Origin of the sequence: Neisseria sp. P0008.S010 (assembly GCF_051962715.1) — a bacterium.
GTDB lineage: Bacteria > Pseudomonadota > Gammaproteobacteria > Burkholderiales > Neisseriaceae > Neisseria > Neisseria elongata.
On the sequence record NZ_JBQCVA010000002.1, the window covers coordinates 121,345 to 131,167 of the forward strand.

The 9,823-nt window shown below is 56.5% G+C and carries 7 protein-coding genes and 1 pseudogene; 4 read left to right on the top strand and 4 right to left on the bottom strand.

The annotated features are described in order from the left end of the window. Positions 1 to 51: 51 nt before the first annotated feature. The 3 genes from ACTHSL_RS01455 to gshA all read right to left on the bottom strand — a co-directional run bounded on the left by ACTHSL_RS01455 (position 52) and on the right by gshA (position 2,952). Positions 52 to 678, bottom strand: a complete 627-nt coding sequence (locus ACTHSL_RS01455; protein WP_440380063.1) for a hypothetical protein — start codon at positions 676 to 678, stop codon at positions 52 to 54. Between the two features lie 4 nt (positions 679 to 682). Then, on the bottom strand, positions 683 to 1,393 hold the full coding sequence (locus tag ACTHSL_RS01460) for a class I SAM-dependent methyltransferase (protein WP_440380064.1): 711 nt from the start codon (positions 1,391 to 1,393) through the stop codon (positions 683 to 685). A 221-nt stretch (positions 1,394 to 1,614) separates the two neighbouring features. Further along, positions 1,615 to 2,952 (bottom strand): glutamate--cysteine ligase, encoded by a 1,338-nt coding sequence (gene gshA / locus ACTHSL_RS01465; protein WP_440380065.1) that lies wholly within the window; start codon positions 2,950 to 2,952, stop codon positions 1,615 to 1,617. Positions 2,953 to 3,173: 221 nt separating this feature from the next. Here gshA and leuC point away from each other — a divergent pair, with 221 nt between their 5' ends. The 4 genes from leuC to recC all read left to right on the top strand — a co-directional run bounded on the left by leuC (position 3,174) and on the right by recC (position 9,407). Beyond that, positions 3,174 to 4,580, top strand: a complete 1,407-nt coding sequence (gene leuC / locus ACTHSL_RS01470) for a 3-isopropylmalate dehydratase large subunit (RefSeq protein ID WP_114921963.1) — start codon at positions 3,174 to 3,176, stop codon at positions 4,578 to 4,580. A gap of 599 nt (positions 4,581 to 5,179) precedes the next feature. Next, positions 5,180 to 5,890 carry a hypothetical protein gene (locus tag ACTHSL_RS01475; RefSeq protein ID WP_440380066.1) on the top strand — a complete coding sequence of 237 codons (711 nt, stop codon included), beginning with the start codon at positions 5,180 to 5,182 and terminating at the stop codon, positions 5,888 to 5,890. A 69-nt stretch (positions 5,891 to 5,959) separates the two neighbouring features. Continuing rightward, positions 5,960 to 6,121 (top strand): hypothetical protein, encoded by a 162-nt coding sequence (locus ACTHSL_RS01480; RefSeq protein ID WP_440380067.1) that lies wholly within the window; start codon positions 5,960 to 5,962, stop codon positions 6,119 to 6,121. Positions 6,122 to 6,218: 97 nt separating this feature from the next. Next, on the top strand, positions 6,219 to 9,407 hold the full coding sequence (gene recC / locus ACTHSL_RS01485) for an exodeoxyribonuclease V subunit gamma (protein WP_440380075.1): 3,189 nt from the start codon (positions 6,219 to 6,221) through the stop codon (positions 9,405 to 9,407). 209 nt (positions 9,408 to 9,616) lie between these two features. Here the strand turns inward: recC and ACTHSL_RS01490 are convergent. Then, positions 9,617 to 9,823 (bottom strand): annotated as a pseudogene (locus ACTHSL_RS01490) (hypothetical protein); the annotation flags it as partial.

Here is a 9,823-nt window from a genome sequence, read left to right on the forward strand (position 1 = left end):
CAGAATTTCCTTAATCTGCTATTCGTTTTTTCAGACGACCTCAAGCCAACATCATCCCCAAAACGCTTCTTCAAACCCTGCCGCACATTCAGGCGGCAGTTCCCGGTACAGCAAATCGTGCAATTCCGCACTCAATTCTGCAGCCGTACAACAGCCTTCTTCATCATAAACCGCTCTGCCCTCTGCCTGCCATTTCTGTTCAAAATCATAAATTGCCAATAAAGTCTGCATCAGGGCAGCTACAGACGGCGCGACAAGGCGGCGTTTCTCCACCGTGCCGTAACCGGTCATCAGCCAATAAACAGGGCTGTCGAGTGCGACGGTATCGGCAAAAAGAATCGAATCGTCAAACATTACGCCAAACACTGCCCATTCTTCGCGCCAGCCTTCTATCGGCAGATATTGTTTGGCTTTTCTGTCCCAGCCAAACGCCCAATCGTTCCAAATATCCGGCAGCCTTGAATAAGGCAACCATTGCAAAAACAGGGTTTCCATTTCCAGCCGATAATCAGCAAGCGGGTTTTCACTCCGCCACGCGCCGTCCATATTGCGGTAAAACCCGTCCAACGCGCCCAAATGCAGATGCCGCCCGCCTTCCAACGGCGGCAATTCTTGCCGCGTTTGCGTGTAGGGGAAGCCGAAGGTCAAGGCGAAAGTTTGGATAAGGGCGTCGTTCATCGGATTATCTCCCGCATTCTGACGGTTTGGCAGCGGCGAAAACAACAAAATTATAATGTTGGAAATACAAATCGGCCTGAAGCCCGGCTTCGCGCAGCCATTGGAACTGGTCGGATAACGTAGCCATGCGGTCGAGTTTGATGCGTTCGAATGCGGCATTTTTCTCGGCTTCGGTCAGCGCGATGTTGTGCATAACATGCTGCCGCCATGCTTCGGTATAGATGCGTTCGGCGGCTGCGGTTTCGCCCAACACTTGGTCGGCGTTGATAAAACGGCCGTTTGGCACAAGCAGGCGGGCAACTTGATGAAACAGCGATTGTTTCTGCCCGTTTTCTAAATGATGGATGGCCAAGCCGGACACAATCAGGTCGAAATCACCCTCCGGCAAGCCTGCAGCTTCGTCCAACCGCGCCAAATCCTGCGCCATATAACGGAAATTCGGCAGGCCTTGGAAACGCTGCCGGGCTTGAGCAAGCATCTGCATGGAAATATCAACCAAAGTATATTCGGCGTCAGGACAACGTGCGTGTATAAATGCACTCATCAAACCCGTACCCGCACCCAAATCAAGTACGCGGCGCACATTCGGCACACCTGCGGCCAAGTCGGCGGCGGTTTGGTAAAACAGGTCGAAACAGGGTATCAGGGCTCGGCGTTGACCATCGTATTGTGCGGATACGGCGTTGAATTGATTTTGTATGGACTGGGTATCCATATTATCCTTTCTTTCAAATCAAACATACGGTTTCTTTGTTTTCAGACGGCCTCATACCGTCAAAACACAACGACAGGCAAATCAAAGCTACACCGACTCTAAATCCATCCACTCTATTGGCGGCAAAGCAGATCGAACGGATTGGGCAATATCAAAAAGGCCGTCTGAAGGCAGTTTACACCTTCAGACGGCCTGATTCCATATAAGGGCTGAAGCCCAAATCAGACTGTGCGCTCCAACTCCACTGCCGCTGCCAAGAGCGACAAGCGCGCCATCACGCCGTAAACGTACAGGCGGTTGCAACCGCAATCGGGGTCGTCGGCCTTGGTTTGCGGCACGCCCAATTCCTGCCATTGCTCGAATACGCGGTGGCCGCATTCGTCGTTTTGGTCGCTTTCGGCCACGGGAATGGCATGGTTGAGCTGTACGAACGACATGCCGGTGGCGTTCAGGTTTTCGTCCGCGCCGCGCCCTTCGTGCACGCGGAAGAATCCGCCGACAACAAAGCGATCCATCATATAAACCACAGGCTCGGATACCGCACCGTGCAGGGTTTCGTAAGTATAGATGCCTTCCTGCACAATGACTTCGCTCACTTCCAGGCCTTCTTTGATTTTCGCCATTTTGTTGCGGTTTTTGCGGTTCAGGCCGCGTACTTCGTCGGCAGATTTCACACTCATCACGCCCATACCGTAAGTGCCCGCGTCGGCTTTGACGATGACGAAGGGCTGGTCGGTAATGCCTTTTTCATCATATTTGGCCTGTATTTTCGCCAACATCCGCTCCACCGCGTCGGCCAGCGCATCTTCACCTTCTCGCTCTTGAAAATTCAGGCCGGAAATCTGTTCGAAATACGGATTGATCTGCCATTCGTCCATGCCGACCAGGGCGGCAAATTCGGCGGCTACGTCGTTGTAGGCGGAAAAGTGGGTGGTTTTTCGCCTTGTCGTCCAGCCGCCGTGCAGAGGCGGCAGCACGGTTTGGCTGATGTCTTTGAGAATATCGGGTACGCCCGCCGACAAGTCGTTGTTAAGCAGTATCAGGCAGGGCGAGAAGCCGTCTGCCAGATGCACGCGCCCGCGGGTGCGTTGCAGCGGTTCGAGTGTGACCGTGTCGCCCAAGGCGGTTTCCAGTTCCACCAGTTCGGTGATTTCGGGGTTGATGCTGCCCAACCGTACTTCGAAACCCGCGTTGCGCAAGATATTGGACAGGGCATAAACGTTTTGCAGGTAGAAGGTGTTGCGGGTATGGTTTTCCGGCACGATCAACACCGATTTGGCCTGCGGGCAGGCACGCTCCACCGCGTCGAGCGCGGCATGGGAGGCCAATTGGATGAAATTCGGATTCAGGTTGTTGAAACCGCCGGGGAACAGATTCATGTCGATGGAAGCCATTTTGTAGCCCGCGTTGCGGATGTCCACCGAACCGTAAAACGGAGGCTTGTGCTCCTTCCATTTGCTGCGGAACCACGCCTCTATTTTGGTTTGGTTCGATAAAATTTGCCGTTCGAATGCCTGCAACTGCGGCAGGTAGGATGCGTTCATAACGGGTAGGGGCATAATATTCAATCCATATGAATCATTTGAAAGGCTGCATCATAAACCGTTTCAGACGGCCTGCACAAGTCTGTTCATTACATTTTATTAGACATAAAGTCTAAAATTTTAATATCAAGCTTAAAAATATCCGCCCTATTTAAATTTTTTAGACATTATCCTTGCGCCGCCGCCGCGTTGAAGCTACTATCGTGCCTTCTTTTTTTGATATTCAAAATAAAAACATGAAACCGCAAACCCTCTACGACAAACTCTGGAACAGCCACATCGTCCGCGAAGAAGAAGACGGCACGGTGCTGCTGTATATCGACCGCCATCTGGTGCATGAAGTGACCAGCCCGCAGGCGTTTGAAGGCCTGAAAATGGCCGGCCGGAAACTGTGGCGCATCGACAGTGTGGTCTCCACTGCCGACCACAACACCCCCACCGACCATTGGGACGAAGGCATCAAAGACCCGATTTCCAAGCTGCAAGTGGACACTTTGGACAAAAACATCAAAGAATTCGGCGCGCTGGCCTATTTCCCGTTTAAAGACAAAGGCCAAGGCATCGTGCATGTGATGGGCCCCGAACAGGGCGCGACGCTGCCCGGCATGACCGTCGTCTGCGGCGATTCGCACACCAGCACCCACGGCGCGTTCGGCGCGCTGGCACACGGCATCGGCACCAGCGAAGTGGAACACACCATGGCCACCCAGTGCATCACCGCCAAAAAGTCCAAATCCATGCTGATTGAAGTTTCAGGCCGTCTGAAACCGGGTGTAACCGCCAAAGACATCGCGCTGTATATCATCGGCCAAATCGGCACGGCAGGCGGCACGGGCTATGCCATCGAATTCGGCGGCGAAGCCATCCGCAGCCTCTCCATGGAAGGCCGCATGACCCTGTGCAACATGGCGATTGAAGCCGGCGCGCGCAGCGGCTTGGTGGCCGTGGACGACACCACAATCAACTACATTCAAGGCCGCAAATTTGCCCCCAAAGGCGCGGATTGGGACAAAGCCGTGGCCTACTGGCGCACGCTGGTGTCCGACGACGGCGCGAAATTCGACAAAACGTACAGATTCCGCGCTGAAGACATCGAGCCGCAGGTAACGTGGGGCACGTCGCCCGAAATGGTGCTGGGCGTGGACGGCAAAGTGCCGAACCCCGCCGACGAAGCCGACGCGGTGAAACGCGCGGGCATGGAACGCGCCTTGGAATACATGGGCTTGGCCGCTGGCACGCCGCTGAACGAAATCCCCGTGGACGTGGTGTTCATCGGCTCGTGTACCAACAGCCGCATCGAAGATTTGCGCGAAGCCGCCGCCGTGGCCAAAGGCCGCAAAAAGGCCGGCAACGTGAACCGCGTGCTGGTCGTTCCCGGCTCCGGCTTGGTGAAAGAACAGGCGGAAAAAGAAGGCTTGGACAAAATCTTCACCGACGCAGGCTTCGAATGGCGCGAACCGGGCTGCTCCATGTGTCTGGCCATGAACGCCGACCGCCTCGCGCCGCAAGAACGCTGCGCCTCCACGTCCAACCGCAATTTTGAAGGACGGCAGGGCAACGGCGGCCGCACCCACCTCGTCAGCCCAGCGATGGCGGCGGCAGCGGCGGTGGCCGGGCATTTTGTGGACGTCAGAGCGTTGTAATACTCGCTTCGGCTTGCAGTTATACCGATTCCCTTGGTACAGCCAAAATTGTCATGCCGCACTAGCCTGCCTGCCGGCTTGCCCTATTTACTTACAATCGGACATAAACCGAAGTACACCCGCTTTCAACACGCTTAATCATACAGGCCGTCTGAAAGCGGGTTTACCGCAATAGTAAATAAGCCATGAGTGAATTGACTGACCAAACCTACGACACCATTTGCCGGCTTTGCGAACAAGGCGACGCGCCGGCGGACGACGGGCAATATGGAACGCGCCGCTGACGAGTTGATGCGTACCTACATGGGTTTGGACGACGAAACGTGACTGGACGAAGACCCGAAATATCTGGATTTTTTAGCCACCGTGGCGCAAGGGATTGAAAACCACCGCAGGGAAAACGGTTAGTTACGATGTAGACTGTCTGACACGTTTTTCAGACGACCTGAACCTCGGATTCAAATTTCATCCGCTATTTATAAAAAGGAAACCATTGATGGTATACCCTCAACAAGCCATTCAATCTATTCTGCGGCTGTCCGCGCAAGAACGGTTGTTTACAGCTACCATGAACTAATCCCACCAATAAAGGCTACAACATGAATTATCGCGAAATTATTAACGAACTAAATGAAAACCTACATGCATTTCCCGAAGCCGAAACTGTATTTTCCGACAAGCAGCCATGGTTGAAAGAACATTTTCTGCCTTGTATCAGTATCGACTTAGTGGAAATCAATCCCGAATGGAAAGGCATAACGCTGCATTTGATCAATCCACAGGAACCGGATGACGGCTTAATCGGCGAGCTGACGCAGTTCGCCCATAATGAATTTATCGGGATTAACTGGCTTTCGTTCCGCTTGAACGAAGACAACCGTTACGAATTCTTGGGTGACGAGCGTTATTTTCTCCGTAGCCCGGCCAACAAACATTTGCAGACCGATCCGTATTTGGAAAAATATTTTGCCGAAAACCTGAAAAACTATGCCGAACATAAAAAAGCATTTCAGGAAAAAACAGGGTATTACGGCGGAGAGCCCTATTACAGCGAGTATGACGGATTATTTCTGAACAGCTTAGGTGGAGAACACATTGAAGGTAGCAACTGGTCAACCTCAGACAACATCCCGTCTGCTTACAAAATGACGCAAGATGAAGACGGGAACGTCACCATTACCCACAATGGCAATCGTTTTTACCATATCGCCTCAGCTTGCGGTTATGCCTACTCTCATGGCGCAGACAATATTGTCATGCTGTATGAGCCAATCAGCAGACTTGTTCTATTTACTTACGATTGGACATAAACCATGGGCGAATTAAACAACTAAACCTACGACACCATTTGCCGGCTTTGCGAACAAGGCGACACGTTGGTGGACGACGGGCAATACGCCGAAGCACTCGACCTTTATTGGCAGGCGTGGGATTTGTTGCCCGAACCGAAAACCGACTGGGAATCCGAAGACTTATTGCAAATATTGGCCGGTCATTCCGCCCGTACCGCGGCGGATGAAGGGCCGTCTGAAAATACCTGAAGCCGCACATAACGGGAAAACCGTTTTTCAGACGGCCTCCGCCCTGCCTGATATACCCCTACGCCATCCCCTTCCCGCCACTGAAACCGGAACCGCCATGCTCCACCTCTACCAATCCAACCGCCTCGAAGACCTTGCCGAACTATTGTGGAAAATACAGGAAAGCAGCCCGCTGTCCGACCCGTTGCAGGAAGAGGAAATCCTGGTGCAAAGCCAAGGCATGCGCCGCTTTATCGAACACGCGCTGGCCAAAAGCGGCGGCATCGCGGCCAACCTCCGCTTCTCGCTGCCGGCCGGCTTCAACTGGCGGCTGATGCGCGAACTGCTGCCGGGCATTCCCGAACTCAGCCCGTTCAACACCGAAGTGATGCGCTGGCGGCTGTTGGAACTGTTTTTTTCAGACGGCCTTTCCGCCCCCGAATACTCCACCGCGCGACAGGCGTTGTCGGCCTACCTCTCCGGCGGCAGCGTCGCCGCCTACCAGCTCGCCGGACAGCTTGCCGATATTTTCGACCAATATCTGGTTTACCGCCCCGACTGGATCGATGCCTGGCAAAACGGCCGCCTGATCGGCCTGGGCGAAGACGAAATCTGGCAGGCCGAACTGTGGCGTTTCCTCGACGACGGCAGGCAAATCGCACCGCACCGCGTCGCCCTGTGGCACAAACTGCTCGACGCACTCTCCGCGCCCGGAGCCAAGCTGCCCGAGCGGTTGTTCGTATTCGGCATCGCCACACTCGCCCCCATGTACCTGCAACTGTTGCAGGCCGTTGCCCAGCACAGCGAAGTACACATCTTCGCCCTCAATCCGGCAGCCGAATACTGGGGCAACATCATCGAACCGGCGCAAATGCTGCAAAACCCCGACGACACCGATTTGAGCCAAACCGGCCACCCCCTGCTCGCCTCGCTGGGCAAACAGGGGCGGGACTTCTTCAACGCCCTAACCGAAAGCGAACTGCATACCGACCTGCAGGTGTACGCCGACGAACCGCTTTCAGACGGCCTCCTCCACCGCCTGCAGTACGACATCCAAACCCTCTCCCTGCCCGACGGCACGGCCGCTCTCGACGACAGCATCCGCATTGTCTGCGCCCACAGCCCGCTGCGCGAACTGCAAATCCTCAAAGAACACCTGCTCCAACAGTTCGACCGCCGTCCCGACCTGCAACCCCACGACATCGCCGTCCTCACGCCCGATATCGAACCCTACGTCCCCTTTATTGAAGCCGTCTTCGGCGAACAAAGCGGACGGCCGCTGCCTTATTCAGTATCCGACGTCAAACTCAGCCGCCGCCGTCCCCTACTCCACACGCTGGAACAAGTGCTGGAACTGTTCGACAGCCGCTTCGAAGCCGACAAAGTAACCGCCCTGCTCGACAGCGAACCCGTCCTCGCCCGTTTCGGACTGACCCGCGAAGACCTTCCCCTGCTGCACGACACCGTCGCAAGCCTCAACATCCACTGGGGGCTGGACGCGGAAATGCGCGACGGCACAGACCCCCTGTTCACCTGGCAGCAAGGGCTCGACCGGCTCGCCCTCGGCTGGCTGCTGCCCGACAGCGGCGGCCTGTGGCAAGGCATCAGCCCGTGGCACACCGACCCCGGCCACACCGCCGTCCTCAGCCGCTTCGCCGCCTTCATCCGTCGCCTCGCCCATTGGCGGCAGATATGGATGCAGCCCGAAAACATCGGCGGCTGGACGGAACGCGTCCGCAAGCTTGCCGGCGAACTCTTCACCCCCACGGAAGACGACGGCCAATCCCTACGGCAGCTCGAACAGGTACTCACCCGCTGGCATCAGGAAGCCGAACTGGCCGGATTCGGCGGCAAACTGCCCTATTCCGTCATCAACCTCCACCTCGCCCGCTTCCTCGGCAGCCAAAGCGAAACCGGCTTTTTGCGCGGCGGCATCACCTTCTGCAGCATGGTGCCCATGCGCTCCCTGCCCTTCAAAACCATCTGCCTGCTCGGCCTCAACGACGGCCTGTTCCCCCGCAACACCCGCGCCGCCGCCTTCGACCTCATCGCCCGCCACCCGAAAAAAGGCGACCGCGCCCGCCGCGACGACGACCGCTACCTCTTCCTCGAATCCCTCATCAGCGCGCGCGAACACCTCTACCTCTCCTACGTCGGCCGCAGCATCCGTACCAACGAAGCCCTTGCCCCCTCCGCCCTGCTGAACGAATTGGCCGATTGCATCGCCGACATGACCGGCAAAAGCACCGCCGAACTCTACGCAGACCAAATCGAACAACATCCCCTGCAAGCCTTCTCCACCCGCTACTTCGACGGCGGCAGCCTGAGCAGCAGCCGCCAAGACTACGCCGACGCACTCAACAGGCCGTCTGAAAAACGCCCGCCCTTCTACACCAGCCCATTAGAAAAAGGCGAACCGCCGTTGTCCGTCAGCCAAAACGAACTGGCTGCCTTCTGGAAAAACCCGGTCAAACACTGGCTGCGGCACACACTCGACTGGCAGCCCCCCTACCTCGAAGAAGCGGATAGCGCGGGCGAACCCTTCGCCCCGCCCAAAAGCCGCGAAATCGCCGCCGCCTACCTGCAGGCCCGGCGCGAACACCGCGACTTCGCCGACACCGCCGCCGAACTGACCGCACAATCCATGCTGCCCGCCGGCCAACTCGGCACACTCTGGCGCACCAACTTCGAAACCGCCGCCAAATCGCTGGAACAAGAAATCCTCGACAGCCCGAAACTGCCCGCCGCCCCCTACGAATACCTTTCAGACGGCCTCACCCTGAACGGCAGCCTGACTGCGCTGCACCTGCACGGCCAAATCCACTTCCTCGACCACCGGCCCAACGCCCCCGAAAAAATCGGCCTCTACCTGCAACACCTGATTTACAACACCGTCCGCCCCGCAGGCAGCGGCGACCTCTCCAGCCGCTGGGTGCTGCCCGACGAAATCCTCACCCTGCCTCCCGTTCCCGCCGGCCAAGCCGCAGAAATCCTCAACGGCTGGCTGGCCTACTACCTCATCGGCCAAACCCGCCCGCTGCCCTTCTTCCCCAAAACCAGCCTCGCCGCCGCGCAAACCCTGCTGTCCGAAAGCAAAAAAAGCGAAGACGAAAAGCTGCAGGCCGCCCGAAAAGCCGCCGCAACCCACTACTTCGGCGGCAAAATGAACGTCGGCCAAGCCGACTACGCCGAAGTCGCCCTCATCTTCGGCAAAGACGAAACACCGCCGATAGAAAGCGAACTGTTTTGGCTGCTCGTCGAAAACCTCCTGCTGCCCACCCTGTCCGCATTGCAAGAGGCCGTCTGAAAACCCGTTTTCCGGTTTTTCAGACGGCCTCCCCTGCAACAATGCAATCCTACACCTTCCCTATCGGCAAATAAGGGCGGACTTCAGCCGCCTTTTCAGCACCTATCGGGATTTATCGGCCGAAACCCGCCCAATCCGTACATCCGTTCCTTTTTTCGCTTATCAGGCCGTCTGAACGTTTCAGACGGCCTTTGTTGCAAACAATGGCGTTATGGTTGCCCGCTGTCGCGGATTACCGGGCTGTCCACCCGGCTGCGCCGCTCTGCGCCGCAATTCTGGTTGTGCACCAGGATGCCCGGATAATCGACACAGTAGGTATGGTAATCCTCGACCTCGATATTGTAGACCGTGGTGCGGTAGCGGCGGTAATGCCGTTGTCCGTCCTCATCCACATACAGCAGGTTCTCGTCGTTCGG

Coding starts and splice junctions, on each gene's coding strand:
- ACTHSL_RS01455 (WP_440380063.1), bottom strand. CDS start 678: ATGAACGACGCCCTTATCCAAACTTTCGCCTTGACCTTCGGCTTCCCC.
- ACTHSL_RS01460 (WP_440380064.1), bottom strand. CDS start 1,393: ATGGATACCCAGTCCATACAAAATCAATTCAACGCCGTATCCGCACAA.
- gshA (WP_440380065.1), bottom strand. CDS start 2,952: ATGCCCCTACCCGTTATGAACGCATCCTACCTGCCGCAGTTGCAGGCA.
- leuC (WP_114921963.1), top strand. CDS start 3,174: ATGAAACCGCAAACCCTCTACGACAAACTCTGGAACAGCCACATCGTC.
- ACTHSL_RS01475 (WP_440380066.1), top strand. CDS start 5,180: ATGAATTATCGCGAAATTATTAACGAACTAAATGAAAACCTACATGCA.
- recC (WP_440380075.1), top strand. CDS start 6,219: ATGCTCCACCTCTACCAATCCAACCGCCTCGAAGACCTTGCCGAACTA.